At 66.9% G+C, this 26,955-nt stretch carries 29 protein-coding genes; 10 read left to right on the forward strand and 19 right to left on the reverse strand.

What is annotated here, in order from left to right; all coding sequences use genetic code 11:
- Positions 1 to 1,179, reverse strand: coding sequence for an efflux RND transporter periplasmic adaptor subunit (locus tag ACQHGV_RS12195; protein WP_440980200.1), 1,179 nt, complete (start codon positions 1,177 to 1,179; stop codon positions 1 to 3).
- A 207-nt stretch (positions 1,180 to 1,386) separates the two neighbouring features.
- On the opposite strand from ACQHGV_RS12195, the gene ACQHGV_RS12200 reads away from it, so the two are divergent.
- Entirely contained in the window at positions 1,387 to 2,127 is a 741-nt protein-coding gene (locus ACQHGV_RS12200) for an SIMPL domain-containing protein (protein WP_183950344.1), read from the forward strand.
- 180 nt (positions 2,128 to 2,307) lie between these two features.
- On the opposite strand, the gene ACQHGV_RS12205 is transcribed toward ACQHGV_RS12200, so the two are convergent.
- The 3 genes from ACQHGV_RS12205 to ACQHGV_RS12215 all read right to left on the reverse strand — a co-directional run bounded on the left by ACQHGV_RS12205 (position 2,308) and on the right by ACQHGV_RS12215 (position 3,295).
- On the reverse strand, positions 2,308 to 2,565 hold the full coding sequence (locus ACQHGV_RS12205; RefSeq protein ID WP_042483991.1) for a GlsB/YeaQ/YmgE family stress response membrane protein: 258 nt from the start codon (positions 2,563 to 2,565) through the stop codon (positions 2,308 to 2,310).
- A gap of 104 nt (positions 2,566 to 2,669) precedes the next feature.
- Positions 2,670 to 2,969, reverse strand: coding sequence for a CtrA inhibitor SciP (sciP, locus tag ACQHGV_RS12210; protein WP_042484057.1), 300 nt, complete (start codon positions 2,967 to 2,969; stop codon positions 2,670 to 2,672).
- A 95-nt stretch (positions 2,970 to 3,064) separates the two neighbouring features.
- On the reverse strand, positions 3,065 to 3,295 hold the full coding sequence (locus tag ACQHGV_RS12215) for a hypothetical protein (protein ID WP_183950343.1): 231 nt from the start codon (positions 3,293 to 3,295) through the stop codon (positions 3,065 to 3,067).
- Between the two features lie 176 nt (positions 3,296 to 3,471).
- Here ACQHGV_RS12215 and mnmA point away from each other — a divergent pair, with 176 nt between their 5' ends.
- A complete protein-coding gene (gene mnmA / locus ACQHGV_RS12220; RefSeq protein ID WP_440980201.1) occupies positions 3,472 to 4,569 on the forward strand; it encodes a tRNA 2-thiouridine(34) synthase MnmA in 1,098 nt (365 codons plus the stop codon).
- A gap of 15 nt (positions 4,570 to 4,584) precedes the next feature.
- Positions 4,585 to 4,857, forward strand: coding sequence for a UvrB/UvrC motif-containing protein (locus tag ACQHGV_RS12225; protein WP_183950342.1), 273 nt, complete (start codon positions 4,585 to 4,587; stop codon positions 4,855 to 4,857).
- Here ACQHGV_RS12225 and ACQHGV_RS12230 read toward each other — a convergent pair.
- Both ACQHGV_RS12230 and ACQHGV_RS12235 read right to left on the reverse strand, forming a co-directional pair.
- Positions 4,848 to 5,294, reverse strand: a complete 447-nt coding sequence (locus ACQHGV_RS12230) for a GFA family protein (RefSeq protein ID WP_440978381.1) — start codon at positions 5,292 to 5,294, stop codon at positions 4,848 to 4,850. The two genes, ACQHGV_RS12225 and ACQHGV_RS12230, sit on opposite strands and share 10 nt — an antisense overlap.
- 84 nt (positions 5,295 to 5,378) lie before the next feature.
- The gene (locus ACQHGV_RS12235; RefSeq protein WP_440978382.1) at positions 5,379 to 6,110 is read right to left on the reverse strand and encodes a DUF4163 domain-containing protein; all 732 of its coding nucleotides are present in this window, start codon (positions 6,108 to 6,110) and stop codon (positions 5,379 to 5,381) included.
- A gap of 103 nt (positions 6,111 to 6,213) precedes the next feature.
- Here ACQHGV_RS12235 and ACQHGV_RS12240 point away from each other — a divergent pair, with 103 nt between their 5' ends.
- The 4 genes from ACQHGV_RS12240 (at position 6,214) to ACQHGV_RS12255 (ending at position 10,929) form a co-directional block, all read left to right on the forward strand.
- Positions 6,214 to 7,458: a putative DNA modification/repair radical SAM protein gene (locus tag ACQHGV_RS12240; RefSeq protein ID WP_440978383.1), complete on the forward strand. Its 1,245-nt coding sequence runs from the start codon at positions 6,214 to 6,216 to the stop codon at positions 7,456 to 7,458.
- 80 nt (positions 7,459 to 7,538) lie between these two features.
- The gene (locus tag ACQHGV_RS12245) at positions 7,539 to 8,024 is read left to right on the forward strand and encodes a hemerythrin domain-containing protein (RefSeq protein WP_440978384.1); all 486 of its coding nucleotides are present in this window, start codon (positions 7,539 to 7,541) and stop codon (positions 8,022 to 8,024) included.
- Positions 8,025 to 8,186: 162 nt separating this feature from the next.
- Positions 8,187 to 9,593 carry a UdgX family uracil-DNA binding protein gene (locus tag ACQHGV_RS12250; RefSeq protein ID WP_440978385.1) on the forward strand — a complete coding sequence of 469 codons (1,407 nt, stop codon included), beginning with the start codon at positions 8,187 to 8,189 and terminating at the stop codon, positions 9,591 to 9,593.
- Between the two features lie 247 nt (positions 9,594 to 9,840).
- Positions 9,841 to 10,929: an acyltransferase family protein gene (locus ACQHGV_RS12255; RefSeq protein ID WP_440978386.1), complete on the forward strand. Its 1,089-nt coding sequence runs from the start codon at positions 9,841 to 9,843 to the stop codon at positions 10,927 to 10,929.
- 17 nt (positions 10,930 to 10,946) lie between these two features.
- Here ACQHGV_RS12255 and ACQHGV_RS12260 read toward each other — a convergent pair whose 3' ends face one another.
- Positions 10,947 to 11,750, reverse strand: coding sequence for an aldo/keto reductase (locus ACQHGV_RS12260; RefSeq protein ID WP_440978387.1), 804 nt, complete (start codon positions 11,748 to 11,750; stop codon positions 10,947 to 10,949).
- A gap of 75 nt (positions 11,751 to 11,825) precedes the next feature.
- On the opposite strand from ACQHGV_RS12260, the gene ACQHGV_RS12265 reads away from it, so the two are divergent.
- Entirely contained in the window at positions 11,826 to 12,461 is a 636-nt protein-coding gene (locus ACQHGV_RS12265) for a DedA family protein (protein WP_183950335.1), read from the forward strand.
- On the opposite strand, the gene ACQHGV_RS12270 is transcribed toward ACQHGV_RS12265, so the two are convergent.
- Complete coding sequence (locus ACQHGV_RS12270) at positions 12,416 to 13,831, reverse strand: hypothetical protein (protein WP_440978388.1); 1,416 nt, start codon at positions 13,829 to 13,831, stop codon at positions 12,416 to 12,418. The genes ACQHGV_RS12265 and ACQHGV_RS12270 overlap by 46 nt on opposite strands.
- Before the next feature lie 196 nt (positions 13,832 to 14,027).
- Complete coding sequence (locus ACQHGV_RS12275) at positions 14,028 to 14,498, reverse strand: Lrp/AsnC family transcriptional regulator (protein ID WP_440978389.1); 471 nt, start codon at positions 14,496 to 14,498, stop codon at positions 14,028 to 14,030.
- A gap of 126 nt (positions 14,499 to 14,624) precedes the next feature.
- On the opposite strand from ACQHGV_RS12275, the gene ACQHGV_RS12280 reads away from it, so the two are divergent.
- Positions 14,625 to 15,689 (forward strand): Glu/Leu/Phe/Val family dehydrogenase, encoded by a 1,065-nt coding sequence (locus tag ACQHGV_RS12280; RefSeq protein WP_440980202.1) that lies wholly within the window; start codon positions 14,625 to 14,627, stop codon positions 15,687 to 15,689.
- Positions 15,690 to 16,139: 450 nt separating this feature from the next.
- On the opposite strand, the gene ACQHGV_RS12285 is transcribed toward ACQHGV_RS12280, so the two are convergent.
- The 10 genes from ACQHGV_RS12285 to ACQHGV_RS12330 all read right to left on the reverse strand — a co-directional run bounded on the left by ACQHGV_RS12285 (position 16,140) and on the right by ACQHGV_RS12330 (position 23,727).
- Entirely contained in the window at positions 16,140 to 16,604 is a 465-nt protein-coding gene (locus tag ACQHGV_RS12285) for a hypothetical protein (protein WP_183950331.1), read from the reverse strand.
- Positions 16,605 to 16,627: 23 nt separating this feature from the next.
- A complete protein-coding gene (locus tag ACQHGV_RS12290) occupies positions 16,628 to 17,170 on the reverse strand; it encodes a demethoxyubiquinone hydroxylase family protein (protein WP_409787697.1) in 543 nt (180 codons plus the stop codon).
- Positions 17,167 to 17,661: a disulfide bond formation protein B gene (locus ACQHGV_RS12295; protein WP_440978390.1), complete on the reverse strand. Its 495-nt coding sequence runs from the start codon at positions 17,659 to 17,661 to the stop codon at positions 17,167 to 17,169. Before ACQHGV_RS12295 ends, ACQHGV_RS12290 begins: the two co-directional genes overlap by 4 nt.
- Positions 17,662 to 17,663: 2 nt before the next feature.
- The gene (locus ACQHGV_RS12300) at positions 17,664 to 19,013 is read right to left on the reverse strand and encodes a S41 family peptidase (RefSeq protein WP_440978391.1); all 1,350 of its coding nucleotides are present in this window, start codon (positions 19,011 to 19,013) and stop codon (positions 17,664 to 17,666) included.
- A gap of 154 nt (positions 19,014 to 19,167) precedes the next feature.
- Positions 19,168 to 19,593: a hypothetical protein gene (locus ACQHGV_RS12305; protein WP_440978392.1), complete on the reverse strand. Its 426-nt coding sequence runs from the start codon at positions 19,591 to 19,593 to the stop codon at positions 19,168 to 19,170.
- Between the two features lie 244 nt (positions 19,594 to 19,837).
- Complete coding sequence (locus ACQHGV_RS12310) at positions 19,838 to 20,995, reverse strand: murein hydrolase activator EnvC family protein (RefSeq protein WP_440978393.1); 1,158 nt, start codon at positions 20,993 to 20,995, stop codon at positions 19,838 to 19,840.
- Between the two features lie 4 nt (positions 20,996 to 20,999).
- Positions 21,000 to 21,422: a 23S rRNA (pseudouridine(1915)-N(3))-methyltransferase RlmH gene (locus ACQHGV_RS12315; protein ID WP_409787688.1), complete on the reverse strand. Its 423-nt coding sequence runs from the start codon at positions 21,420 to 21,422 to the stop codon at positions 21,000 to 21,002.
- A gap of 17 nt (positions 21,423 to 21,439) precedes the next feature.
- Positions 21,440 to 21,844 (reverse strand): ribosome silencing factor, encoded by a 405-nt coding sequence (rsfS, locus tag ACQHGV_RS12320; protein WP_058734175.1) that lies wholly within the window; start codon positions 21,842 to 21,844, stop codon positions 21,440 to 21,442.
- A 12-nt stretch (positions 21,845 to 21,856) separates the two neighbouring features.
- Complete coding sequence (locus tag ACQHGV_RS12325; RefSeq protein ID WP_440978394.1) at positions 21,857 to 22,456, reverse strand: nicotinate-nucleotide adenylyltransferase; 600 nt, start codon at positions 22,454 to 22,456, stop codon at positions 21,857 to 21,859.
- On the reverse strand, positions 22,453 to 23,727 hold the full coding sequence (locus tag ACQHGV_RS12330; RefSeq protein WP_440978395.1) for a glutamate-5-semialdehyde dehydrogenase: 1,275 nt from the start codon (positions 23,725 to 23,727) through the stop codon (positions 22,453 to 22,455). The genes ACQHGV_RS12325 and ACQHGV_RS12330 overlap by 4 nt, the downstream gene beginning before the upstream one ends.
- A 261-nt stretch (positions 23,728 to 23,988) precedes the next feature.
- Here ACQHGV_RS12330 and ACQHGV_RS12335 point away from each other — a divergent pair, with 261 nt between their 5' ends.
- Entirely contained in the window at positions 23,989 to 26,733 is a 2,745-nt protein-coding gene (locus tag ACQHGV_RS12335; RefSeq protein WP_440978396.1) for a [protein-PII] uridylyltransferase, read from the forward strand.
- Positions 26,734 to 26,955: the final 222 nt, after the last annotated feature.

Raw genomic sequence — 26,955 nt, forward strand, 5'->3', positions numbered from 1 at the left:
TCACTTGGCCTCCCGGCCCGCGAGGATCGGGTGCACCACCTGGCTCGGTGCCAGGAAGCCGCCCGCCGAACGCACCACCCGTTCGCTGCCGTTCAGGCCCGAGGCGATGGTCACGCCGCTGTCCGATACCTGACCGATCTTGATGTCGCGGCGCGCGACCTTGTTGTCGGGGCCGACGATGTAGACGAAGCTGCCCTTGTCGTCGCTCTGGATCGCCGAATCGGGGAGCAGCGGCGCATTGGCCGTGCCGCCGCGGATCGTCGCCGCCGCAAAGCCGCCCGGGCGCAGGGCCGGGTCATAGGACAGCGCGATGCGCGCGACGCCCTGTCGCGTCTGCGGATCGATGACCGGCGACACCTGCCACACCTCGCCCTTGAAGCTTTGGTCGCCGCCGACCGGCTTGACCGTGGCGGGCGCGCCGACGCTGAGGCCGACGAGATCGGATTCGGCGAGCTGCGCGCGCAATTCCATCTGCCCGCCCATCGCCATGCGGAACAACACGCCCGAGCCCGAGCTGACGATCTGGCCCGGCTCGGCGGCGCGGGTCAGGATCAGGCCGGCGGCGGGGGCGCGGATGTCGAGCCGGCCGTTGCGCGCCTGCGCCTCGCGATAGGTCGCCTGCGCCGCGCGGACGCGGGCGGCGGCGGCATCGCGGGTCGCGGTGCGGCGTTGCAGATCGGCCTTGGAGATGAACCCGCGATCGACCAGCTGCTGCGCACGGTCGAGTTCGGCCTGCGCGATCTGCTGATCCGACTGCGCCACCGCGACCTGCGCGTTGAGCGCCGAGGCGGTCTGGGTCTGGACCGAGCGGTCGACCGTCGCCAGCACCTGGCCCGCGCCGACCCACTGGCCGGGTTCGACCAGCACGCGGGTGACGAGCCCGCCCTCACCCGCGACGCCGACCGGCATCTCGCGCCGCGCCGCCAGCGTGCCGGTGGCCGAGATCAGCCGGCTGACCGATTGCTGGCCGGGGACGATGACGGTGATGTTGGGCACCTGGGTCCCCGCCCCCGCCGTGGCGCCGGCCTCATGCTTCTTGTTGCCGAGAAAGAACCAGGCGGCCAGCCCCGCGACCAGCAGGACCGCGACGATCGCGATCCAGCGCGACCGCTTGCTTGGCGCCGGCCCCTCAAGCTCCAGATGCTGGCCGCCACCGATCGCGCCCGTCTCGTAATTCATGTTCGCCACCAATCCCCGCTCCGCATCCTCTATGTCGCTCCACCACGCAGGATGCGCCACTTTGATGCTGTATTATAGAAATACATCACTCTCCTCAAGCGCCTTTGCACATCACCCGATTCAGGCGGCTCCAGAAGGAATGTGGCGCGTTCATCGCACGTTTTGCCGCATCAGGCCAAAGACTTGTCCACATCGAGGGAGACACTGATGAACAAGATCCTGCTCACCGCCATGCTGGCCCCCGCCGCGCTGCTGCCCGGTATCGCCGGCGCGCAGTCGGCACCCGCCCCCACCACGGTCGAGCCGCTGGTGCCCGCCGCCGGCACCGTCCTCGACGTCTCGGCCGAGGGGCGGACGAGCCGCGTGCCGGACCTGGCGACGATCCGCGCCGGCGTGGTCAGCCAGGGGGCGACCGCCGCCGCCGCGCTGTCCGACAATGCCGCGCGGATGCAGCGCGTGCTGGCGGCGGTGAAGCGTGCCGGCGTCGCCGATCGCGACATCCAGACCGCGACCGTCCAGCTCCAGCCGCAATATCGCTATGGCGAGAATGTGCCGCCGGTGATCACCGGCTATCAGGCGACCAACACGCTCAGCATCCGCTTCCGCGACATCGCCAAGTCGGGCAGCGTGCTCGACGCGCTGGTCGCGCAGGGTGCCAACCAGATCGACGGCCCCAATTTGTCGCTCGACAATCCCGACGCGGCGCTGGACGAGGCGCGCGCCGATGCGGTCAAGCGCGCCCGCGCCCGCGCCGAGCTCTATGCCAAGGCGGCCGGCCTGCGCGTCGTGCGCATCGTGTCGATCACTGAAAATGGTGAGAATGCCGGCGGTCCCGTCCGCCCCGTCATGCTGCGTGCGATGGCGGCCGAAGTCGCCGCCCCGACCAGCATCGCCCCCGGCGAGCGCGACGTCACCGTCAACGTCTCGGTCCGCTTCCTGCTGGGCTGAACCGATCCCGCCCCCATCGCCGTCCGGGCATGGGGGCGGGCGTCACCGGCCCGTTCGTCATGGCAAACCGGCCGGGACGACCGGTTCCGCGCCATGAGGGCGCTGCGGCCGAATACCCATATGCAAAAAGGCCGCCCGGTCACCCGGACGGCCTTTCGATCCTTCGTCAGGCAGATGCGATTAACGCACCCGACCGCGACGAACGAGGTTCACGATCGCCAGCAGGACGACAGCGCCCAGCAGCGAAACGAGGAACGAGGTCAGGGTCAGACCCGCATTGTTGATCGAACCGCCCGCAAAGATCAGGCCGCCGATGAATGCGCCGACAACGCCGACGACGATATTCAGGAAGATGCCCTGCTGAGCATCGGTACGCATGATGATGCTGGCCAGCCAGCCAATGACACCACCGACGATAAGCCACAGGATAATACCCATTGTCTTTCCCTCCGTTGGGCCCGCGAGCGGGACACGGGGAAAAGACGTGCGAATGCGCTACTTGTTCCGCGCCCGTATCATCGATTCGGCGCAAAATCGATTTGTCAATATTTCTGCTGACGTTCGTAGAGCGAGCGATAATGCTGGATGCGGGTGACGCGCAGCCCCGGCATGCCCGAGCGATCGATCGCCCGCTGCCACCCGGCGAACTCCTCCACGGTCAGGCCGTAGCGGTCGCACACCTCATCCACCGAGAGCAGGCCGCCATTGACGGCCGCCACCACTTCCGCCTTGCGACGGACGACCCAGCGCGTGGTGCTGGGCGGCGGCAAGGTATCCAGCGTCAGCGGTTCGCCGAGCGGTCCGATTACCTTTGCGGGGCGGATCTTCTGGTTCTCGATCATCATTACCTCGTCGGGGCTCCCTACCCCATATCGTTTACCAGGGCCTTTATGGACACGGGCCGTTGAACATCACCTATCGCCGTGCGGTTAACGCATCATTCACCCGCTCTCCATTGCGTCAAAGCCCGGGCCATCGGGCCGTTGAACGCACCGTCCAGCGGCGCGAACAGCGACGGATCGGGGGCCGCGCGCACCAGACCCGCCTGGACGGCCGCGGTCAGGCTCGCCGCCTGACGCGCGGTCACGCCGACCATCAGCACCGCCAGATCGGGCGGCAACACGGTGAGTTCGGTATCCCGATCGAACCGGTTGAAGCTGAGGTCCAAAAGCGCAATCCATCCCTGTCTGGTCTGTCCCCTGCATATCGGCCGGATATGAAAACACGGTAAAGGTCGTGAAACCTTCCCCTTTTTTCGCAACCCCCGCCACCCCCGCCCCGATCGTCGAGCCGTGCTTTTTGCATGACCCATCGGAAAGGCGTATGGGGGCGACCATGGAGCAGATGGTGGATTTTCAGCTTGGGGGCGATCCCCGGGCCAAGCGGATCGTGGTGGCGATGTCGGGCGGGGTCGACAGCTCGGTCGTGGCCGCGCTCGCCCATGCCACGGGCGCCGAAACGATCGGCGTCACGCTGCAACTCTATGACCATGGCGAGGCGGTCGGCCGCGCCGGCGCGTGCTGCGCGGGACGCGACATCCGCGACGCGCGCGCGGTGTGCGATCGGCTGGGTATCGCCCACTATGTCTTTGATCATGAAGACAGTTTTCGGACCCAGGTGGTCGACCGCTTCGCCGATGAGTATCTCGCCGGGCGCACCCCCATCCCGTGCGTCCAGTGCAATATGGGGCCGAAATTCACCGACCTGCTGAAGCTGGCGCGCGATCTGGGCGCGGACTGCCTGGCGACCGGCCATTATGTCCGCCGGGTCGAGAGGGCGGCCGGCGCTGAGCTGCATCGCGGCGCCGATCCGGCGCGCGACCAGAGCTATTTCCTGTTCGCCACGACGCAAGAGCAGTTGAACTTCCTGCGCTTCCCGCTGGGCGCGCTGCCGAAGTCGCGGGTGCGCGAGATCGCCGCCGAACTGGGTCTGGGCGTCGCGGCCAAGCCCGACAGCCAGGACATCTGCTTCGTCCCCGATGGCGACTATGCCGGCCTCGTCAAAAAATTGCGTCCGGAATCGGATACACGCGGCGACATCGTCGACCTGGCGGGCACGAAGCTGGGCGAGCATCGCGGGCTGATTCACTATACGGTGGGCCAGCGGCGCGGGCTGGAGATCGGCGGCAGCCCCGAGCCGCTCTATGTCGTCCGGCTGGAGCCCGATACCAAGCGCGTCGTCGTCGGTCCGCGCACCGCGCTGGCGGTCGAAGCCGCGCGGCTGACGGGCATGAACGTGCTGGGCCCGCTGGACGGTCCGCTCTTCGCCAAGGTCCGCTCGATGGCCAAGCCGGTCCCCGCGCGCATGGTCGGCGACCGGCTGGTCTTCGACGCGCCCGAATATGGGGTGTCGCCCGGTCAGGCGGCGGTGCTGTACGACGGCGACCGGGTGCTGGGCGGCGGCTGGATCGCCGAGACCGAGGCGGCACGCATCGCCGCCTGAGGCGTTGATCCGGGCATGACCGCCCCCACCCTCGAAGAGCTGCGCCGCCAGATGGAGGCGGCCGCCGAACGCCTCGACTTCGAGGAGGCGCGGGCCTTGCGCGACCGCATCAACCTCTTACGCGGCGGCGCGGACGATACGGACGTCGACACCAGCGGCCTGACCCGCCAGCGCCCTGGCGCGATGGGCCTGGGTACCAGCCAGTCCCGCCCCGAACGCCCCGAAGGCTGGGTCCCGCCGAAAAAGCCCGACCCGATGACCAAAGGGCGCGGGCGGCGTCAGGGTTGATCAGCGTTCTGATGCCCCTCTGAAACGAACCGAAGTACGCCAACACGCCTTGCCGGTTTAAGGGTATCGCTGGGGTGATGGACTCCGTCATGAACGGGCACGTCCGTAAAATCGAACGGCGACACGCCGTCTAGACAGGCGACGTTCACGCCATACTGGTTTTGATTGGAGCGTCGCTGGTGGTGCGTATAAATGCCACATACCGAGCAGAAGAAGTGCTCGGCCTTCCCGGTGTTGAAACGGTAACTTGTCAGCTGGTCCTGTCCCTGAACAATCGTCACGCCTCCCATCTCGGCAGAAACAGCCACCGCGCCACGCATCCGACAATAGGAACAGTTACAGCGGCGTACCGTGTTGAAACCGTCGCTGAGACCCACCTCAAAACGAACCGCGCCGCAATGGCACTGGCCCATCCAGCAATTCTTCGCGTCCGCCATCGAAGGCCCTCCTAGCGCCTGATGTTGTGCGGGGATCATAGGAAAGAGCGGGCCCCGGGCGCCAATAGTTTCGGTCGAACTTTCTTATCGCCGCACGGCAAACGCCCCACGATATTCCGGTTTCACCACTCCCAAAACCGCCTGCGTGACCGGCAACGTCACCTCATAGGCCCCCTCGGCATAGGAGCCGGCGACATAGGGATCGGCGATCAGTCCGATCCGGTCGATCGCCCGGCCGCTCGACGACCCCAGCAGCAGGGTCAGGTCCTTGAGCGGCGGGCAGATGTTCATCGATGACGGGCTGCCCTCGGTCCGCCGCCGCTGCTCGGCCTTGAGCTTGCTGCAATAATCGGCACGGATCGCGCCCTGCAGCGCGGGCAGCGAGGCGAAGACCGATGTCGTATCCAGCCGCCGCGCCTTCGCCTTGTCCCACAGCAGCGCCGAGGATGCCGGCGTGCCATGCGCGCCGCCGGTATAGTCATAGCTGTCGCCCGACAGGCTGAGGAAACGCGGTGTCTCCGTCACCACCTTCCACGTCTTTTCATAGGAATAGCGGCGATAGGGAAAGCCCGATTGCTTCGCCTCGCGCCGGCCGGCGGCACCGTCGCGCGCGGTCTTGGCGCGGATCGCCGTCTTGTCCTTCTCCAGCCACGCCTTCAGGCCCGGTATCCGCGCGGCGGCGGCGGGATAGCGATAGGCGAATTCATAGTCGGCGGTCTTGACGTTGGTTTCCACCGCCTGCGCCAGCACGGGGCCGCTCAGCCCCGCCCCGCTCATACCCGCCAAAGCCAGCACGATCATCATCTTACGCATCATCCGTCTCCCCTCGACACCGCCAATCTGGATCAGACGGGCTGTACGGCCGATGACTGGCGGAGTTCCGCTTGCCCCGCCGCAGGCGCGAACATATATCGAACACATGGCGCAACTCGACACCCGTGAGAAGCTGGCGATCCTGGCGGATGCCGCGAAATATGACGCCTCCTGCGCGTCGTCGGGCACCTCGAAGCGCAACAGCCGCGACGGCAAGGGGATCGGCTCGACCGAGGGCATGGGCATCTGCCACGCCTATGCGCCTGACGGCCGATGTATCTCGCTGTTGAAGATCCTGCTGACGAACAGCTGCATCTTCGACTGCCATTATTGCATCAATCGCAAATCGTCGAACGCCCGCCGCGCGCGCTTCACCGCGCAGGAAGTGGTGAACCTGACGCTCGCCTTCTACCGGCGCAATTATATCGAGGGGCTATTCCTCTCCTCGGGCATCATCAAGTCCTCCAACTACACGATGGAGCAGATCGTCGAGGTCGCGCGGTCCCTGCGCGAGGATCACGGCTTTCGCGGCTATATCCATCTGAAGACCATTCCCGACGCCGATCCCGAACTGGTGCGGCTGGCGGGGGTCCATGCCGACCGCGTGTCGATCAATGTCGAGCTGCCGACCGTCGGCGGGCTGCGTCGCCTCGCGCCCGAAAAGGATGCGGGCCGGATCGAAGGCGCGATGGCGGACGTGAAGACCGCGATCGAAGATCGCACCGACGCGGCGAAAAAGTATAGATCCGCCCCCGGCTTCGCGCCCGCCGGCCAGTCGACCCAGATGATCGTCGGCGCGGATGCCGCGACCGACCGCGACATCGTCGGGCGTGCTGCGACTCTGTACGATCGCTTTCGCCTGCGTCGCGTCTATTATTCGGCGTTCAGCCCCATCCCCGACGCCTCCGCCGTCCTCCCGCTGCAACGGCCACCGCTGATGCGCGAGCATCGGCTGTACCAGTCGGACTGGCTGATGCGCTTTTATGACTATCAGCCGAAAGAGGTAGCGGCCGCGGCGGACGAGGCGACGGGCATGCTGCCGCTCGACATCGATCCCAAGCTCGCCTGGGCGCTGAAATTCCGTCAGCATTTCCCGGTCGACGTGAACCGCGCGCCGCGCGAGATGCTGCTGCGCGTACCGGGACTGGGCGTGAAGGCAGTCGACCGGATCATCGCCACCCGCAAATGGCGCAAGCTGCGGCTGGAGGATGTCGGGCGGCTGACCGTCTCGATCACCAAACTGCGCCCCTTCCTGATCGCCGAGGACTGGCGGCCGGTGGCGCTGGCCGAGCGGGCGGATTTGAAACCGCTGGTCAAGCCGAAGACAGAGCAGCTCGAACTCTTTGGCTGAGTGCCCCTGATTCCTTGAGAGTGACTCGCGGGTGAAACGGGCGTCACCTTGCGCCGTTGGGCATCGCGAAGGAGACGATCATGGCCACCGCCGAAATCTACGCCGACCTCAAGCGCGATCACGACAAGCAGCGCGAGATGCTGAAGGAACTCGCCGAGATGAAGGGCGACGGGCCTAAGCGCAAGAAGCTGTTCGAGGCGTTCCGCATCGAAATCCAGAGCCACGCCGCCGCCGAGGAAGAGTCGCTCTACGCCACCATGCTAGGCGAGCCCGAATTGCGCGACGATGCGCGCCACTCGGTGTCCGAGCATAAGGAGATCGACGATCTGCTCGGCGAGATGATGGACCTCGACTTCGCGTCGGACGAGTGGGAGTCCAAATTCTTCCACATGCGCCATCGCTATGAGCATCATATCGACGAGGAAGAAGAAGAGATGTTCCCCGCCGCCGAGAAGGAACTCGACGACGCGACCGAGCAGAAGCTGGCGGAGATTTACGAAGAGCGCAAACCCATCGAGGCGAAGGAAGCCAAGGCCAACCCGCCCGGCGGAGACGAGCGCGATTGAATTTAGCTGCCAGCATATTCCTCCCCTGTAAGGGGAGGTGGCAGGGCGAAGCCCTGACGGAGGGGTGTCCACCTATCGAGAGCGGGACACCCCTCCACCATGCTGCGCATGGTCCCCCTCCCCTTGCAGGGGAGGAATAGCTTTGGGTCACCTCTACTACCCATGCGCATCATAACCCTCCCCGCCCCCGATGATTTCGACGCCTGGCGCGACGCCGCACGTGGGCTGATCGCCGACAGCGTGCCGCCTGATCAGGTCGTATGGCAGGTCGGCGACCAACCCGCCGACCTGTTCGGCGCGGTCGCCGACGACAGCCCGGCCGCCGCCGCCCCCCGCTTCAACGTTTCCCGCGGCTTCATCGACCTCGCGCGCAGCGTCATCCTGTCGAACGACCCGGAGCGGTTCGCACTGCTCCACACCGCGCTCGACCGACTGCGCCGCCAGCCCCGGCTGATCGAGGATCAGGCCGACCCGCTGATCCGCCGCCTCGACCGGCTGGCCAAGGCGGTGCGGCGCGACATCCACAAGATGCGCGCCTTCCTCCGCTTCCGTGAGACCGAGGACGGCGACGGCCCGCGCTATGTCGCCTGGTTCGAGCCCGAACATCATATCGTCCGCGCCAATGCGGCGTTCTTCGTCAACCGCTTCACCACGATGCGCTGGTCGATCCTGACGCCCGAGGTCTCGCTTCACTGGGACGGCAAGACGCTCACCGAAGGCCCCGGCGCCGCACGCGCCGACGCCCCCGAGGGCGATCCGACCGAGGCGGTGTGGAAGACCTATTATGCCAGCATCTTCAATCCCGCCCGCGTCAAGATCGGCGCGATGTTGAAGGAGATGCCGCGCAAATACTGGAAAAACATGCCGGAAACCGCGTTGGTCCCGCAACTGATCGCAGGCGCGCAGGCGCGGGAGACGGGCATGATCGATACGGCGAAGGTGGATGTCCGCTCCGGGCGCGGCGGCAATGCGCAAGCGGCCTGGGCGGCGCTGCGCGACGAGGCGATGACCTGCACGCGCTGCCCGCTCTATGCCCCCGCGACCCAGACGGTGTTCGGCGAAGGCCCGGTCGACGCCGCCCTGATGTTCGTCGGCGAACAGCCCGGCGACCAGGAGGATCTGGCGGGACACCCCTTTGTCGGCCCGGCGGGGCAAGTCTTCGACCGCGCCGTGGCCGAGGCCGGCATCGACCGCGCGCGCGCCTATGTCACCAACGCGGTCAAGCATTTCAAATTCGAGCCGCGCGGCAAGCGCCGCATCCACAGCTCGCCCAATGCGGGCGAAATCCAGGCCTGTCGCTGGTGGGTCGAGCAGGAACGCCTGCTGATCCAGCCCAAAGTCACGGTGGCGCTCGGCGCGACGGCGGCCCGGTCGCTGTTCGGCAAGGCCATGACGATCGGCCGCGAGCGGGGGAAGGCGCTGACCCTGTCCGATGGCGGGACGGCCTTCATCACCGTCCACCCCAGTTACCTGCTGCGCCTGCCCGACCCGGCAGCTAAAGAGATCGAATATGCAAGGTTCGTGGCGGACCTGAAAATGGCGGCCGAGGCGGTGGCGCAGGGGGATTGACGACAGTCGCAGGGGCGAGCGCATGGGGCAGGCCGGACACTCGGCCGGCGCTTGATCCTGACAGAGACCGTCGACGAATCCATCATCGCACCGAAGCGCCAATGTTCACCACGCCCCTTGCCAATCGGGGGCGGACCATGACGAATTCATCGACCTAGCGGCGGATCGCCATCGATCACCATGCGCGGTCTTCGCGCGCGATCGCCTGTGCGCGTCACGGGCATGCTCCGTCGGAACATCCAACTTCATGCTGCAGAAAAAATTGATCGGCCTGCAATGGCTTCGGGCGATGGCCGCGCTGATGGTCGTCATGGCGCATAATCATGACTTTCTTTTGAAACACGGCATGGAGTTTTACGACGGCTGGATCGGTGGGATCGGCGTCGACATCTTCTTCATCATCAGCGGCTATGTCATGTTCGGGCTGATGGACGGCCTGCCCCAGGGGCGACGTGAGGCCTATATATTCGCGGCCAAACGTATCGGGCGTATCGTGCCGATCTATTGGCTCGTCATCCTGTCGGTCATTCTGGTCTGGCAAATCACGGGCAATGATCTGTTCAGTGGCATGAACCACTATTTCCGGACATCACGCGTCGTGAAAAACCTGCTGTTCCTCGACGCCAATCCGATCGTCGGCGTGGGATGGACGCTGGCCTATGAAATGTTCTTCTACCTCCTGTCAGGCGTGGCCATTCTGGCGATCACCCGCAATTCGACACGCCTGATTGCCATATCGCTGACCCTGGCGGCGCTGGTTCTTGTCGGGATAGTGGCGGAATATACCGGGCGTATCGTCGGCAACCCGCTGATCCTCGAGTTCGCAGCGGGTGGGCTGATCTGGTTCCTCCTGAACAAATTCGGTGATCGCCTGCCACCCCATGTCGGGATCATGACGGCATTGGCCGGGCTGGCCGGCATGGTCATGCTTTACGGGCATCACGACTATAATCACGGCCACCCTTATTGGTTTGCCGCATCCTTCCTGTTCGTTTTCGGCATCATGATGGCCGAACCCTATTTCATGCGGATGCGGTGGCGCGGGCCGGTCGCCTTGGGCGATGCATCATACTTTCTGTACCTGGTCCATTTCTACGTCATCATAACCGTCACCGGCCTGTTGTTTGACGTGTTTCACGTCACGCCCGGACTGGCCCCGGCATTGTTCGCGACGATCATGATCATGGCGATCACCTGTACCCTGTCGCTGCTAGGCCATGTCTATCTGGAACGGCCGCTATCGCGTTATGTCACCGGACATCTGCTCCGTCCACTGCGATGGACAGCTCGAGGCCGATCCGACAATCGGCAGGCGGGACAGCCGTTACCGCTATAGGGAACGGCTGGTCCGGATCAGGCGCCCATGTTCGCGGGATCAGGCCCGATCCGCCCGTCCACATCGTCCAGCGCATCGATCGCGGCCATGTCCTCGGCGTCCAGCGTCAGGTCGGTCGCTGCGAAATTGTCCGCCATGTGCGCCGCATCCGCCGCCTTAGGGATCGCCGACAGGCCGTGCGCCAGATGCCAGGCCAGCACCACCTGCGCGGCCGAGCGGCCATGCTTGTCCGCGATCGCGGCGATCTCGGGCGTTTTCAAGAGTTCGCCGCCCTGCCCCAACGGACTCCAGCTCTGGGTCACGATGCCCTTCGCCTCATGATAGGCGCGCGCCTCGCGCTGCTGGAAACGGGGGTGGAGTTCGATCTGGTTGACGGCGGGCACCACGCCGGTCGCCTCGATGATCCGGTCGAGATGCTCGGGCAGGAAGTTCGACACGCCGATCGACTTGGCCTTGCCCGCCTCACGCAGCGCGATCAGGCTCTGCCACGCCTCGACATAGGCATCCTCGGCCGGCACCGGCCAGTGAATCAGATATAGGTCGACCGCGTCGACGCCCAGCAGCGCCAGGCTTTCGTCGAGGGCCGCCTCGGCATCGCGGTGGCGGTCGTTCCACAGCTTGGTGGTCAGGAAGACATCGGCATCACGCAACCCGTCGCCCACCCCGCGCTCATTGCCATAGATGGCGGCGGTGTCGACCAGGCCATAGCCGGTGTCGAGTCCGCGCCGCACCACCATGGCGGCCTGCGAGTCCGGGATCTGATAGGTGCCCAGGCCCAGCTGGGGCAGGCTGCGGCCGTCATTCAGGGTCAGCTTGGTCATGGCGTCCCAAACCGACCGTGGCCCCGCGCGGTTCCGATTGACCCCCGCCCCCCGATCGCGCAAGTCGCTGGCCCCATGGTCGAACATATTCTTTCCGCGCTGGCGAGCTTTGCCATCTGGGTCATCTCGACGGGCGGCTATCTGGGCATCATGCTGCTGATGGCGATCGAGAGCGCGTGTATTCCGCTCCCCTCCGAGATCATCATGCCGTTCGCGGGCTATCTGGTGTCGACCGGACAGTTCAACCTCTACCTCGCCGCGACGGCGGGCGCGCTGGGGTGCAATCTGGGGTCGGTCGTCGCCTATGAGATCGGCAAGCGCGGCGGGCGACCGGTCGCCGAGCGCTGGGGCAAATATCTGCTGATCGGGCCGGGCGAGCTGGATGCGGCCGACCGCTTCTTCGCGCGCTATGGCTCGATCGCGGTGCTGATCGGGCGGTTGCTGCCGGTCATCCGTACCTTCATCGCCTTTCCGGCGGGCGTAGCGCGGATGAAGCTGGTCCCCTTCCACCTCTATACCTTTATCGGCAGCTGGCCCTTCTGCCTGGTGCTGGCGATCGTCGGGCGCGAACTGGGCGAGAAGTGGGATTCGGACCCGCGCGTGAAGGCCTTCTTCCACCGCGCCGACCTGGCGATCGGGATCGTCCTGGTCGTGCTGATCGCCTTCTACATCTGGCACCGGGTGCGCGGGCTCAAGCGCCACGCGCGCTGAACCAGCCACAGGGCCAGCGGGATCGCGACGGCCACCCACAAATACAGGCCGGCCCATGTCGTCCATCCCCACCATTCGGAGGGGATGGTACGAAGGTCACCGTGGCGGAAGCGAAGCTGGATCACCGCCTGCCACCAGGCCCAGCGATATTCGGGCGGCGCGAAAATCTCCGCCGCCGCGATCGTCAGGTTGATCGCCACCGATGCCGCCAGCAGGAGCGCCAGCGCCGCCCGCTGCCATCCCCGGCGCAAGGACGCCCAGAGCGGCGCCAGCCCCAGCGCCGCGACCCCGGCCAGCGGCATGGCATGGCGCGGGCCGGTGGCGTTGCCGCCGTCCCAATAGACATAGGCCGCATTGACCAGCAGCGCGATCAGCGCCACCCCGGCGGCGGTCAGCGCCAGCCCGCGCGTCGCGCGCGCCTCCGCCAGCTGCCACAGGCCGATCGGCGCCAGGATCAGGATCGGTGCGACCCAGACCAGCCCTCGCGTCGGCCCGACCAGGATTTCGCGCAGCACCGCGATATGCGGCACGGTCAGCCCGAACAGCCCCTGCTGCATCCCCTCGAACCCGACGACGCCCGAATAGCCGATGCGGAACGGCGTCCCGAAGGCAAAGAGATTATAGGCGAACAGCGGCAGCACACCGACCAAGCCGGCGACCAGGAACGGCCAGATCGCCCTGCGGTCGGTGCGGTGCCGCCACAGCGCCCAAAACCCGATGACCGATCCCGCCAGCACCGCTTGATATTCGACCACGACCGCCCAGCCGAGCGCCAGCCCCGCCACCGCCAGCCAGCGCCCGCCGCCCCGCGCAACCCCGACCAGCGCGATGACGAACAGCGCCGCCACGCTCGCATGGCCGAGCAGCGTGGTGGAATAGCCCCAGATCGGCGTGCCCAGCGCATAGGCCAGGGCCGCGAACAGGCCCGCACCGACGCCGCCCGTCACGATCAGCGCCAGGTCGAACAGCATCACCGCCGCGATCGCGGTCAGCAGCGCCGAGCCGGTCGCGGCGGCGACCCGCGTGCGCAGCTTGAGATAGTCGACGAAGCCCAAGTCGAAGACGCTCGGCTGATACCGGTCGGCGCGATCGCCGGTCACCGCATCGGTCAGCGCGACCGCCGGCACCGCCATCAGGGTCATGCCCGGCGCCTTGTCGAGATAGGCATGGGTCCCGAACTGCGCCTTGTCGATGGTCAGCGGCGCGAAGGGATCGATGGTCGCGGTGCCATCCTCGACCATGCGGATCGCGGCGAACAGGCGGGTGGCGTTGTTGGGATTCAACTCCCACGAGCCGAACCAGGCGCAGGAGAGCCAGACCAGAAGGAACAGGCCCGCCCGAATGCCGCCCAAGCCCTGCCACCGCGTCATCGGATCACCCCCTGGTTGGTCGCCTTGGCGCTAGCCGCCTGCAAGATCGGGGACAAGCGCGCGACCACCAAATTCCTCCCCTGCAAGGGGAGGTGGCGCGCATAAGCGCGTCGGAGGGGTGTCCAGCTATCGAGAGGGCGACACCCCTCCGTCAGGGCTTCGCCGTGCCACCTCCCCTTGCAGGGGAGGAATTTGGTTAGCCCGGAATCGGCAGCGAGGTCGTCGACTTGATCTCCGACAGCGCGACCGTCGAGTTGATCTCCTGCACGCCGGGCAGGTTGGACAGCCGCTCGAAGAACAGCCGTTCATAGGATTCGATATCGGCCGCGACGATGCGCAGCGTGAAGTCGACCGAGCCCATCAGGACGTGGCACTCCATCACTTCGGGCACTTCGCGGATCGCGGCGGTGAACTCGTCGAGATTGGCGCGGCCATGCGCGTTGAGCTTCACCTGCGCGAAGATCTGCGCCTTCAGCCCGATCTTGGTGCGATCGACCAGCGCCACGCGCCGCTTGATGATCCCGTCACGCTCCAGCCGGTCGATCCGCCGCCAGCAGGGCGAGGCGGACAACCCCACCGTCTCGGCGATGGCGGCGGTCGACAGACTCGCATCCTCTTGCAGCAGCGCGAGGATACGACGTTCCCAAATATCAAGATCATGCGGCATGATCATTCTCGTAAGAGAGGATTATCGAACGATCCATCCCCGCTTTGGTGAAAAACCCCTCGAATGCGACCAGTTTCTCTTCGGCCCCTCGGCTAGATTGCCTGCATCAGATCGAGGATGAAGACGATGCGATTGCCCCATGACAGCCACAGCCTGCCGCCCGAAGAGGTGGTGCCCTTTCGCGATGCCGAGAGCGGGGCGAGCGGCGTCATCGTGCTGCATTCGACCGCGCTCGGGCCGGCGGCGGGCGGGTGCCGCTTCTGGCGCTATACGAGTGATCAGGATGCCGTCGTCGACGCGCTGCGGCTGGCCGAGGGCATGGCGTTGAAGAACGCGCTGGCCGACCTACCCTTTGGCGGCGGCAAGGCGGTGTTGCGCAGTCCCGAACGGCCGCATGACCGCGCCGCGCTGTTCCGCGCCTTTGGCCGGGTCGTCCACGAGCTGAAGGGCCGCTATGTCACCGCCGAGGATGTCGGCACCGGCGTCGCGGATATGGAAGTCGTCGCGGGCGAAACCCGCCACGTTGCCGGCCTGCCGCCGCGCGATGGCCGGCCGGGCGGCGATCCGTCTCCCTGGACCGCGCTGGGCGTCGTACAGGCGATGCGGGTGGCGGTGCGTCACCGGCTGGACGCCGAACTGTCCGATGTCACGGTGGCGGTGCAGGGGCTGGGCCATGTCGGCTTCGCGCTGTGCGAATTGCTGCACGGCATGGGCGCGAAGCTGATCGTCGCCGAACCGCGCAGCGAGGTGGCGGCGCGCGCGGCGGATCGCTTCGGCGCCATGGTGATGAGCAGCAAGGCGCTGCTGTCCGCCCGCGCCGATGTGTTCGCACCCTGCGCACTGGGCGGCGTGCTGGATGCCGAAGCCGTCGCGCAACTGCGTGCGTGGGTGGTATGCGGCGCGGCCAACAACCAGCTCGCCGATGCGGATCTGGCCGTCCGCCTGGCCGAGCGCGACGTGCTCTATGCCCCGGACTTCCTGGTCAATGCCGGCGGGATCATCAATGTCGCGGGCGAGCATCTCGGCTGGAACGCCTCCGAGGTGCGGCGGCGGGTCATGGGCGTCGGCCAGCGGCTAAAGACCACGCTCGCGCTGGCGGTGCGTGAGGGGATGACGCCGAATGAGGCGGCCCGCACGATCGCCATGGACCGGATGGCGCAGGCCCGGCGAGTGCAAGCGGTGGCGGCGTAAGGTTCTACAGCGGCCGCGCGAATCTCGGCCCCAGGCCACCAAAGCCGTTCACACTGAGCGAAGTCGAAGCGTATGTCCTGCCCTCGCCTTCCCTCGGCATTGCCGTAGTCCCGTGGCCTTCGACTTCGCTCAGGCTGAACGGAGGTGGGGTGGTCCGCTTATCCCCAATGTCCTCACGATAGAGCGCTGGTGAGCTCGCGCTGAGCGGGCACAGGACTCATCCTCGCCTGCAAGGGGAGATGGCAGGCCGCAGGCCTGACGGAGGGGTGTCCCGATCCGTGAGCCAGCACGCCCCCCTCCGGAAATATTAGAGAAGGATGACATGAGGTGGATTCGTCATTGCGAGCGTAGCGAAGCAATCCAGTGTCCAGGCAAGACGCTCTGGATTGCTTCGCTTCGCTCGCAATGACGGCTTGGGTCAAACTGACGTTATCCCGCTCTAAAACGCGATCAGCGGTTGCCCGCTTCCTCCTGCCGCCGCCGGTCGGCATTGGCCGCCCGGTTTTCGCGGACACGCTGCGCGAAGCAGCCAGTCGCGCCGCCGGCGCCGACCGCCGAGCAGCTGCCGATGCCATTCACGCCGACGCCCTCGTTCACCGTGCCGGTGGCGCGCACCGCCCAGCTCTCATTTTCGGGCGTCACCTGCAGATCGCGCAGCTCCTTCGGGACACGGAACTGCTCCTCCGCGCCGCGCCGGACGCAGACGACGATCTCGTTACCGCTATTGTCGGTCGGGCAGCGTTCGTTGCCGAACAGGGTCAGCACGCCGTTGACCGGCGCGTTGCGCGACACTTCGCCCGGCCCTTCGACCGGCTTGGGCTTGATCGCGCCGGGGGCGGCGACCTGCTGCGCCGTCGCGGTGCCGGTCATGGCGAGGGTGGCCAGCAGGACTGCGGCCCAGGTCCGGTTCTTCATCCTCTCTCTCCCGTTGGTCCGGCTCAGATACGCTTGGCCGCCGCGATGGCGAATTTGCAGCCCGCCCGGATCACGCCGTACAGCACCGGATAGGCGATCGCCTCTTCCGCGCCCGCGCCCAGCGCATGGTCGCGATGCTCCAGCTCCTCGGCCTGGAAATCGGCGATGGCGTCCGACAATTCGGGATCGCTGTCGCCCAGCTGGTCGCGCTGTGCCTGATAATGTTTGTCGATCTCGGTCTCGACCGCCGCGGTGCAGGCCATCGCCGCCTTCGGCCCGATCGCCGCCGTGATCGCGCCCAGCGCGAAGCCCGCCTTGTCCCAGAAGGGCTGGAACAGCGTCGGCCGCACGCGGCGCTCGGCGATCATCCGGTCGAAAAAGGCACGGTGGCGCTCTTCCTGCTCGGCCATGTGATGGATCGCACGCGAGGCGGGATGCCGGTCGCCCAGCACCGCCAGCTGCCCGGCATAGATGCGGGTCGCGCCATATTCCCCGGCCTGATCCACCCGGATCATCGCCTTCATCGTCTCGCGCCGGTCGCCCGGCATCCAGCGAAGCTGGCTCATCGTGCCTTCCTCATCAACAACAGGATCGCCGCCGCGCCGCCCAGCGAGATGATCGCATTGAACCCCGCCAGCGAGATGCCGCCCAGCGTCCATTGCGCCACGTCGCAGCGGATGACCGGCGCCTTCATGATGGCGCTCAACCGGTCGGCCGCGCTCAACCCCGTCAAATCCACCGTCGAGGTGCAGGCGGTGAAGCCCTGCCACCAGCCATATTCGACCCCGGCATGCGCCACACCAATCGCCCCCGACACCGCGATCAACAACGCGGCAAGGATGACAAGCGATCCGCGAATGCTCCGCTGCGGCACGACAAAGGCGAGGAGTGCCGGCACCAGCGCGGCATAATGCGGCCAACGCTGCCAATGGCACATCTCGCACGGGTACAGCCCGCCGATCAGCTGGCTGGCCCAGGCGCCCGCCAGCAGCGCGGCGGGGATCAGCAGCGCCAGCATATTGGCGCGCCTCTCGTTGCGGGTGCGCGGCACGGCCATCGTCACTTCACCGGCGGCTTGATGGCGGCGGCGACCTGCGCGGCGCCGCCCAGCCGGGCGATCGTCTTCAGCGCATAATAGAGCTGGAAGTCCTCGACCCCCTGCTTCTTCAGCGCCTCGGGCGTGGCGGCGAAGCGCGGATCGTCCTTATTGTCCTCTTCCAGAATCTTGTTGTCGGCCTTCACCTCGTTGATCAGGTGGCGGCGCAGATCGGCCTCGCGGAAGACGGGGCGCGTCTTGTAATCGGGGTCGGAAATCTGCGGAACCTTGATGTCCGGCTCGATCCCGCCCTCCTGCACCGACCGACCCGAGGGGGTGTAATAGCGCGCGGTGGTCAGGCGCAGCGCGGTTTCGGGGCCGAGCGGCAGCAGCGTCTGCACCGAGCCCTTGCCGAAGCTGCGCTCGCCCATGACGATCGCACGGTGATGATCCTGCAGCGCGCCCGCGACGATCTCCGAGGCGGAGGCGGTGCCGGAGTTGGTCAGCACGATGATGGGCAGACCATGCGCGTCGTCGCCGGGCTTGGCGTAATAGCGCTCGATGTCCGACTTTTCGCGACCGCGCTGCGACACGATCTCGCCGTGATCGAGGAAGGCGTCGCTGACCGCGATCGCCTGGGTCAGCAACCCGCCGCCATTGTCGCGCAAGTCCACGACATAGCCGAGCGGCCGGTGCCCCAGCGCCTTGTCGATCGCCATGATCGCCCCGCGTGTGTCGGCGCCGGTATTCTCGGAGAAGGTGTTGATGTTGATATAGCCGACATCGCCCTTCACCTCCCACTTCACCGGGCGCTGGACGATGACCTCGCGGGTCAGGGTCAGTTCGATCGGCTTGTCGCGGCCGGGGCGGACGAGGGTCAGCTTGATCTTGGTGCCGGGCTTGCCGCGCATCTGGCCGATCGCCTCGTCCAGCGACTGGCCATAGATCAGCTTGCCGTCGATATGGGTGATGTAATCGCCCGACTTCACGCCCGCGCGGCCCGCCGGCGTATCCTCCTGCGGCGCGATGACCTTGATCGCGCCGTCCTCCATCGAGACGGTCAGGCCCAGGCCGCCATAATTGCCCTCGGTCTGGATTTTCAGGTTGTCGAAATCGAGCGCGTCGACATAGCTGCTATGCGGATCGAGCGCGGCCAGCATCCCCTGGATCGCGCCCTTGATCAGCGTGTCGTCGTCGACCTTGTCAACATAATCGGCCTTGATCCGGTTATAGACGTCGAGGAAGCGATCGAACTGGCGAACGGTGGAGCTGTCGACAGCGGCCATCGCGGAGGTCGTGATCGGCACCATGGCAAGCGCGCCGACGATCGCAGTAGCAGTCAGAAACGGACGTTTTGCAAGCGGACGGGGCATTGAGGGTCCTGGACCTGGTAATATGGCGGCCTTTGTAGCCGCAAGCCGCCTGCAATCAAAGCGTAACCGTGCTGAACCGAGGCTGAGCGGGAGTGGCGGGGTCGAGTTCGGGCAATGGCGGCGATGCCTTCCCGATCTCGGCCACCAGCCGGCTTTACGCCGGGTCCACCTTGCGGGCGCATAGGGTCAGTGCTGTGAAACGACCGGCGCGTTCCACCCCGCACCGCACATAGCCGTCCTTGACCAACCGCCGCTCCGCCCAGTCCTGAAACACCCAGGACCCCGTCAGCGCGATGACCAGCGCGATCATCGCCGTAACCGCGATTCCATTCCCCGCCCGGCGCAGTGCGACACCATCCCGAAATGCCGCGACCACGCCCCAGGCCGCCAAGGCGACGAAGACCGGCATCAATGCCAGCATACCGACATCACCGCCCGACACCCGTATTTCCGCCGCCCCGCCACGCCATGCGGCCACGACCGTACCGATCGCATCCATCAGCAGCCAACCGCAGAGAAGCGACAGCGTCAGGCCTATGCCCGCCATCACAAGCGCGGCGCGTCGTCTTTCACGGGTCATCGCAAACCAGAACAATGAGGAAGATGCCGCTGGACCACTATGTGATTTTCACCTGTTGCCGAACGATTGGAATGGATCATGGGCAAGCCATCAGGCAGGCGAAGATTGGCTCAGGTCCACCATGATCCTTCCTTGCACCACGAATCAGCCAATTTTCTACGCCCGCGTGATCGTATGATGTGCTGCTATACGATGGGGACCAAAGCTGCGAGAGCCGGTTACCAATCCACATCATATTCCATTTTCACCCCAGTATAGCGGCAATATCCATTGGCCGGCCATCGCGGCGCAGTTCCACGGTGACTCGCGGGGCGGCTCCGCCACGGCCGTTGCCAGCGCGGCCGAGTACCGCGCCGGCTTCGACCCGCTCCCCGATATGCACGGCCAGCGCGCCCAGGCCGGTCACCAGACTGGTCCAGCCTTCACCATGGTCGAGGATGACGATCCCGCCATAGCCCCGGAACGGCGCGGCGTAGCGGACCGTGCCGGCGGCCGGTGCCACCACGGTCGCGGCGGGCGCGGTCGCCAGGGTGATGCCACGCGCCCGCACGCCGGCATCCGAAATCTCACCGAAGCCGCCCGCGACGCGACCCCGCACCGGCAGGCGGTAGGTGCCGGGCGCAATCTCCGGCCCCTTCACCCCCAGCGCCAGCGGCCGTGCGACCGGCCCCGCCAGCCGGACCAGCTCTCCCGCGGTCGCCTGTGCCGTCCCGCGCTCCGCCATCTGGTCGACGAGATCGCGCGCCGCCTCGCCCAGCGCCAGCGCGCGGTTGGATTCGTCGATCGCGCTGCGCCCCAGGCTGTCGGCGCGGCCGCGATGCAGCGCTTCCAGCCGGGCGAGCATCTGACGCTGGCCCTCCAGCCTGGCGGAGGTCGTGGCGAGCGCCTGCGCCGCCACCTTGGCCTGCGCCTCGACCCGGCGCGATGCGGCCAGTTCGCGGCGCACCGTGGCCGATCGCTCGGCGATGACGGGGGCGATGGTGGAGAAGACCGCGCGGACATGCGCGAGGTCGGCGACCGATCCGGGTTGCGCCACCGCCGCGATGGGCGGGCGCGCCGCCATGTCCTGCATCGCGGCCAGCAGATGCGCGAGCGGCGCCTGCGCCCGCGCCAGCCGGGTCCGCTGGCGGTCGAGCAGCCCGGCGACCAGCGTCACCCGCGCCCGCGCCGCCCGCACCTCCGCCTCGGTCGCCGCGACGCGGGCGGCCATGGCCTGCTCCCGGGCATCGGCGGCGGCGGCGGCATCGCGTTCCTGACCCGCGCGCGCCTCCAGCGCCTTGACCCTGGCCTGCGCTTCCGCCGCGCCGACGCGCGCTTCGGCCAGCCTGCGCTGGTCGCCAGCGATGTCGGTCGCCCCCAGCAGCAGCAATCCGCCAAAAGCCGCGAGCCACCGCCGCGCCATGCGCCTAGCCTTCGCGGTGATAGGGATGGTTGGCGAGGATGCTGGTCGCGCGGAACAGCTGCTCGGCCAGCATCGCACGCGCCATCATGTGCGGCCAGGTCGCCCGGCCATAGGAGATCAGCAGGTCGGCGCGTGCCCGGTCGACATCCTCGAACCCGTCCGCCGCGCCGATCATGAAGCGACACTCGCGCACGCCGTCGTCACGCCAGCGCTCCAGCCGGCGCGCGAAATCCATCGAGGACAGATTCTCGCCCTTCTCGTCCATCAGGACGAGGCGCGCCTGCCCTTCCAGCGGCGGCACTTTGCCGCCGGTATCGGGAAGTTCGGTGATTTTGGTCGGCCAGCCGATCCGCTTGATATAGCGATCGACCAGCTCGGCCTCGGGCGAACGGCCGATCCGCCCGCGCGCGACGATATGCAGCAGCACGGGCGGCCTCTAAGGCGTCAGAGGTTGCGGTCGGCGGGACTCGCAGGGGGAGTCGGCGCATCGCCAAACGCCCACATGCGCTCCAGATTGTAGAAGCTGCGCACCTCGGGCCGGAACAGGTGGACGATGACGTCGTTCGCGTCGATCAGCACCCAGTCGGCGGTCGGCAGACCCTCGATCCGGACCGAACGGCCGAACTCGGCCTTGATCTTCTCGGCGAGCTTCATCGCCATCGAGGCGACCTGCCGGGTCGAACGACCGCTGGCGATCACCATGAAATCTGCGATCGACGACTTGCCCGCGAGCGGGATCGAGATCGTCTCCACCGCCTGGTCGTCATCGAGCGAGGCGAGGATCAGGCGGTGGAGCGCCTCCACCTCGGCAGGATCGGACGGACGCGGCGATTGCGGGGAAGTGGCCAAGTGAGCTCCTGTTCAGGGGACGTTTCGGCCCATATGCCGAAACCAGTCCGGATCGCGGGCCCGAAGGCCCGTGGCGGAAGTCGGGTCGGGGCGGAAGCGCAACAGCACGAAGGCCGGCAAACTCCACATCGTCCAGTTCTTCGCCTGGCCCGGACGCCTCTGGAAACGCCTGAACCAGCCCAGCGCGGGTGTCGCGTGGGCGGCGGCATTGTACCCCGGACGGCCGATAACCGCAATCGGGATCGCGCGGGCAATATCGCGCCACCCGCGCCAGCGGTGAAACTGCTCCAGATTGTCCTCGCCCATCAGCCAGATGAACTGGTGGCCGGGGTAGCGGCGGATGATCTTGCGCACCGTGTCGAGCGTGTAGCGGGTGTGCAGCTCCCGCTCGATCGCACTCGCCCGGATCGGCGCGCGCCGGGCCATGCGTTCAGCCGAGGCGAAGCGCGCGGCGAAGGGCGCCATGTCGCTGGCGCCGTCCTTGAGCGGGTTGCCAGGCGACACCAGCCACCAGACCTCGTCGAGACCCAGTGCGCGCATCGCGTCCAGCGTGATACGGCGATGCCCCCGATGCGCCGGGTTGAACGACCCGCCGAGCAGACCGATCTTCACCCCATATTCTCGGCGCGGATTTGCCCGGTCCCGCGCCCGATCCATTTATAGGTGGTCAGCCCTTCGAGCGCGACCGGCCCGCGCGCGTGCAGCCGCCCGGTGGCGATGCCGATCTCCGCACCCAGCCCGAACTCGCCGCCATCGGCGAACTGGGTGGAGGCGTTCCACAGCACGATGGCGCTGTCGACGTGCGCGAGGAAGCGCTCGGCAACCGCTTCGTCCCGGGCCACGATCGCGTCGGTGTGGTGCGATCCATGCGCGGCGATATGCGCCATCGCGCCGTCCACCCCGTCGACCAAAGCGACACTGGCGATCGCATCGAGATATTCGGTGTCCCAATCCTCCGCCGTGGCCGCCTCCAATCCGGGCACGATCTCCCGAATCGACTCGTCGCCGCGCACCGTACAGCCCGCATCGATCAGCGCGGCGACCAGCTCGGCGGCGTGGCAATAGGCGCGGTCGATCAACAGCGTCTCCATCGCGCCGCAAATGCCGGTGCGGCGCATCTTGGCATCGCGCACGATGCGGGTCGCCATGACGGGATCGGCCGATCCGTCGACATAGACGTGATTGATCCCGTCAAGATGCGCGAGAACCGGCACCTTCGCTTCCGCCTGCACCCGCGCGACCAAGCTCTTGCCCCCGCGCGGGATGAGGAGATCGATCAGCCCATCGGCGACAAGCATCGCGCCCACCGCCGCGCGGTCGGTGGTCGGCACCAATTGCACCGCATCCGCCGGCCCGCCCGCCGCCGTCCAGCCCCGGACGAAGGCGGCATGCAGCGCGCGGTTGCTGTGCACCGCCTCCGTGCCCCCACGCAGGATCGCGGCATTGCCCGCCATCGCGCATAGCGCGGCGGCATCGATCGTGACGTTTGGGCGGCTTTCATAGACGATGCCGATCACCCCCACCGGCACGCGAACCCGCGACAGGTTCAGGCCGTTGGGCCGGGTGCGCTCGTCGATCCGCTCGCCGACCGGATCGGGCAGACCGGCCACCGCCTCGACGCCGGCGACGATGCCGGCGATCCGGGCATCGTCCAGCCTCAGCCGGTCGAGCATGGCCGGGCTGAGGCCGTTCGCCGCGCCGGCCGCGACATCCTGTGCATTGGCTTCCAGGATGGCCGGCGTCGCCTCGCGGATCGCGGCGGCGGCGGCATGCAGGGCGTTCGCCTTGGCTGCGGTCGGCATCTGCGCCAAAGTCCGAGCAGCGGTGCGGGCACGCTGGCCCATATCGGCGATCAGGGCGGGAATGTCGTGATGGTCGGCCATGCGGGTCGGTATCATGGACGGGCGATGGGCCCAAGCATCGGAATCTTGGCCCGTCGAAAGGGCAGGGCCTTGCCCCTCCACCATGCTGCGCATGGTCCCCCTCCCCAAGCACAGCTTGGGGAGGATTTGTGTAGCCCATTCCTCCCCAAGCTGTGCTTGGGGAGGGGGATCGCCCGGCGGAGCCGGGTGGTGGAGGGGTAGCCCCCTCGCAAATCTCACCCCCCTCTCCATTTGTTCATCCCGACCCTCTATGACATCCCCATGCACAGCCGTTTCGAATCCCTCCCCAACCGCCGCGCCATCGTCGACCGTCGCGCGCTGGCCGAACAGATCGCCGCGCTGGGGATCACCGGGCCGGAGGGGCGCACGCAGGTCACGCCGGTCCTGCGCGCTGCGCTCGACGCCGGGCGGCAGGAGGTGGCGCGGCGGCTGTCCATCCACCCCTCGCGCGGGTTGGAGGCGGCGGCGGCGCAGGCCTATCTGACCGATCAGATCCTGAAACTGCTGTTCGAATTCACCACCGACACGCTCTACCCGTTGAGCAACCCCACAGCGGGCGAGCGGCTGACCCTGATCGCGGTCGGCGGCTATGGCCGGGGCGAGATGGCGCCCTATTCAGATGTCGATATCGGCTTCCTCACCCCCTTCAAGCAGACGCCGCATGCCGAGCAGGTCATCGAATCGATGCTCTATTCGCTCTGGGACCTGGGGTTGAAGGTCGGCCATTCCAGCCGCTCGATCGACGAGACGATCCGCCAGGCGCGTGGCGACGTGACGGTGCGCACCGCGCTGCTCGAAGGGCGGTTCCTGTGCGGCGACCAGGCGCTGTATGACGAGGCGTCGCGCCGCTTCAAGGCGGAAATCCAGACCGACACCCACCGTCAGTTCATCGCCGACAAGCTGGCCGAGCGCGACCTGCGCCATCGCAAGATGGGCGATACCCGCTATGTCGTCGAACCCAATGTGAAGGAGGGCAAGGGCGGCCTGCGCGATCTCCACGCGCTCTTCTGGATCGGCAAATATGTCTATGACGTCGACCGCGCCGCCGACCTGATCGACCGGGGCCTGTTCACCCGCGAGGAATATCGGCAATTCCACCGCGCCGACAATTTCCTGTGGGCGGTACGCTGTCACCTGCACACCATCACGGGCCGCGCCGAGGATCGCCTCACCTTCGACGTGCAGCGCCAGATCGCCGAGCGGATGCGCTTCTCCGACCGACCGGGCAAGGCCAAGGTCGAGCGGTTCATGCAGCTCTATTTCCTGCAGGTGAAGACGGTCGGCGCGCTCACGGGGGCCTTCCTGGCGCATCTGGACGAGCGGTTCGCGGCGCGCGGGCATCGCTTCGGCCTGCCCACCATCCGCCGCCGCCCGCGCCGGTTGAACGGCTTCGTGCTGGATCGCGGGCGCCTGGCTCTGCCGCGCGACGATTTCTTTCAGGAGGACCCGGTCCGGCTGATCGAGATCTTCCAGCTCGCCGACCGTTACGAGCTGGAAGTGCATCCGCTGGCGATGCGCGCCGCCTCGCGCGATGCCAAGCTGGCCGACGACATCCGCAATGATGCCCGCGCCAATGCGCTGTTCCTCGACGTGCTGACCAGCCGCCGCGATCCCGAACTGGTGCTGCGCTGGATGAACGAGGCGGGCGTGTTCGGCCGCTTCGTGCCCGATTTCGGCCGCGTCGTCGCGCAGATGCAGTTCGACATGTATCATCACTATACCGTCGATGAGCACACCATCCGCGCGCTCGGCCTGCTCGCCCGGATCGAGCGGCAGGAACTGGTTGAGGAACACCCCGTCGCCTCGGCGATCATCGACCAGATCGTGTCGCGGCGCGTCCTCTATGTCGCGGTGCTGCTCCACGACATCGCCAAGGGGCGCGGCGGCGACCATTCGATCCTGGGCGCGGAAGTGGCCGAGCGGCTATGCCCCCGCCTGGGCCTCAGCGATGCGGAAACCGAGACGGTCGCCTGGCTGGTCCGCTGGCACCTGCTGATGTCCGCCACCGCGTTCAAGCGCGACCTGTCCGACTTCAAGACGATCCTCGATTTCTGCGAGACGGTGCAAAGCCCCGAGCGGCTGCGTCTGCTCCTGCTGCTGACCATCGTCGACATTCGCGCGGTGGGGCCGGGCACCTGGAATGGCTGGAAGCGCCAGTTGCTCGCCGATCTCTATGACGCCGCCGAGGAGGTGCTGCGCCTCGGCCACAAGCAGCGCGGCCGTACCGAGCGGATCGCCAGCAAGCATACCCGCCTTCGCGAAGCGCTGGACTGGTCTGAGGAGCAGTTCGCCGCGCATGTCCGCCGCCTGCCCGAGGCCTATTGGATCGCCGAGCCGGACGATGTGCTGGCGCATAATGCACGCCAGATGGCGGCGGCGGGCGATGCGCAGCTGTCGATCGATGCGCAGGTGTATGCCGAGCGTGGCGCAACCCTGGTGTCCATCTATGCCGCCGACCATCCGGGGCTATTCTACCGCATCGCCGGCGCGATCCATGTCGCGGGCGGCAACATCATCGATGCGCGCATCCACACCACGCGCGACGGCATGGCGATCGACAATTTCCTGGTGCAGGACCCGCTCGGCCGCCCCTTCGACGATCCGGGCCAGCTGTCGCGCCTACGCCGCGCGATCGAGGATGCGCTCGCCAACCGCAGCAAGCTGGCCGACCGGCTGGTCGCCAAGCCGCTGGTCCGCCCCCGCGCCGACGCCTTCCCGATTGCGCCCAATGTCCTGATCGACAATCGCGCGTCCAACCGCTTCACCGTGGTCGAGGTGCATGCGCGGGATCGGCCGGCGCTGCTGAACCAGTTGGCGCATGCGCTGTTCCAGTCGAAGGTGACGATCCACTCCGCGCATGTCGCGACCTATGGCGAGCGCGCGGTCGACGTGTTCTACCTGACCGATCTGACCGGCGACCGGATCACCAATGGCGGGCGGTTGAAGACGCTGGAGAAGCGATTGCTGGGGGCAGCGGCGGGAGAAGCGATGGAGATTGCGGCGTAGATCGCGATGACGTCAGTTTGGCCCATTCCGTCATTGCGAGCGTAGCGAAGCAATCCAGTGTCGGGGCAAGACGCTCTGGATTGCTTCGCTACGCTCGCAATGACAGATCCCATATCATCCTTCTCTAGCCGCCCTACCCCCGGCCCGCCTGAGTGAAGTCGAAGGCAACGGGTCGAAGGTCGCCACATGCACTTCGACTTCGCTCAGTGCGAACGGAGGTTC

Source organism: Sphingomonas pseudosanguinis (assembly GCF_052056765.1).
Classification (GTDB): Bacteria; Pseudomonadota; Alphaproteobacteria; order Sphingomonadales; family Sphingomonadaceae; genus Sphingomonas; species Sphingomonas pseudosanguinis.

Excerpts from the sequence above, each read along its gene's own strand:
- sciP (WP_042484057.1), bottom strand. The coding sequence starts at position 2,969 with ATGATCGAGAACCAGAAGATCCGCCCCGCAAAGGTAATCGGACCGCTC.
- ACQHGV_RS12230 (WP_440978381.1), bottom strand. The coding sequence starts at position 5,294 with ATGGCGGACGCGAAGAATTGCTGGATGGGCCAGTGCCATTGCGGCGCG.
- ACQHGV_RS12335 (WP_440978396.1), top strand. The coding sequence starts at position 23,989 with ATGCACAGCCGTTTCGAATCCCTCCCCAACCGCCGCGCCATCGTCGAC.
- ACQHGV_RS12300 (WP_440978391.1), bottom strand. The coding sequence starts at position 19,013 with ATGCCCCGTCCGCTTGCAAAACGTCCGTTTCTGACTGCTACTGCGATC.
- ACQHGV_RS12290 (WP_409787697.1), bottom strand. The coding sequence starts at position 17,170 with ATGAGCCAGCTTCGCTGGATGCCGGGCGACCGGCGCGAGACGATGAAG.
- ACQHGV_RS12280 (WP_440980202.1), top strand. The coding sequence starts at position 14,625 with ATGCGATTGCCCCATGACAGCCACAGCCTGCCGCCCGAAGAGGTGGTG.
- ACQHGV_RS12225 (WP_183950342.1), top strand. The coding sequence starts at position 4,585 with ATGACCGCCCCCACCCTCGAAGAGCTGCGCCGCCAGATGGAGGCGGCC.
- ACQHGV_RS12205 (WP_042483991.1), bottom strand. The coding sequence starts at position 2,565 with ATGGGTATTATCCTGTGGCTTATCGTCGGTGGTGTCATTGGCTGGCTG.
- mnmA (WP_440980201.1), top strand. The coding sequence starts at position 3,472 with ATGGTGGATTTTCAGCTTGGGGGCGATCCCCGGGCCAAGCGGATCGTG.
- ACQHGV_RS12305 (WP_440978392.1), bottom strand. The coding sequence starts at position 19,593 with ATGACCCGTGAAAGACGACGCGCCGCGCTTGTGATGGCGGGCATAGGC.
- ACQHGV_RS12240 (WP_440978383.1), top strand. The coding sequence starts at position 6,214 with ATGGCGCAACTCGACACCCGTGAGAAGCTGGCGATCCTGGCGGATGCC.
- ACQHGV_RS12330 (WP_440978395.1), bottom strand. The coding sequence starts at position 23,727 with ATGGCCGACCATCACGACATTCCCGCCCTGATCGCCGATATGGGCCAG.
- ACQHGV_RS12195 (WP_440980200.1), bottom strand. The coding sequence starts at position 1,179 with ATGAATTACGAGACGGGCGCGATCGGTGGCGGCCAGCATCTGGAGCTT.
- ACQHGV_RS12275 (WP_440978389.1), bottom strand. The coding sequence starts at position 14,498 with ATGCCGCATGATCTTGATATTTGGGAACGTCGTATCCTCGCGCTGCTG.
- ACQHGV_RS12285 (WP_183950331.1), bottom strand. The coding sequence starts at position 16,604 with ATGAAGAACCGGACCTGGGCCGCAGTCCTGCTGGCCACCCTCGCCATG.
- ACQHGV_RS12235 (WP_440978382.1), bottom strand. The coding sequence starts at position 6,110 with ATGATGCGTAAGATGATGATCGTGCTGGCTTTGGCGGGTATGAGCGGG.
- ACQHGV_RS12260 (WP_440978387.1), bottom strand. The coding sequence starts at position 11,750 with ATGACCAAGCTGACCCTGAATGACGGCCGCAGCCTGCCCCAGCTGGGC.
- ACQHGV_RS12295 (WP_440978390.1), bottom strand. The coding sequence starts at position 17,661 with ATGGCCGTGCCGCGCACCCGCAACGAGAGGCGCGCCAATATGCTGGCG.
- ACQHGV_RS12310 (WP_440978393.1), bottom strand. The coding sequence starts at position 20,995 with ATGGCGCGGCGGTGGCTCGCGGCTTTTGGCGGATTGCTGCTGCTGGGG.
- ACQHGV_RS12265 (WP_183950335.1), top strand. The coding sequence starts at position 11,826 with ATGGTCGAACATATTCTTTCCGCGCTGGCGAGCTTTGCCATCTGGGTC.
- ACQHGV_RS12250 (WP_440978385.1), top strand. The coding sequence starts at position 8,187 with ATGCGCATCATAACCCTCCCCGCCCCCGATGATTTCGACGCCTGGCGC.
- ACQHGV_RS12200 (WP_183950344.1), top strand. The coding sequence starts at position 1,387 with ATGAACAAGATCCTGCTCACCGCCATGCTGGCCCCCGCCGCGCTGCTG.
- ACQHGV_RS12270 (WP_440978388.1), bottom strand. The coding sequence starts at position 13,831 with ATGACGCGGTGGCAGGGCTTGGGCGGCATTCGGGCGGGCCTGTTCCTT.
- ACQHGV_RS12255 (WP_440978386.1), top strand. The coding sequence starts at position 9,841 with ATGCTGCAGAAAAAATTGATCGGCCTGCAATGGCTTCGGGCGATGGCC.
- ACQHGV_RS12245 (WP_440978384.1), top strand. The coding sequence starts at position 7,539 with ATGGCCACCGCCGAAATCTACGCCGACCTCAAGCGCGATCACGACAAG.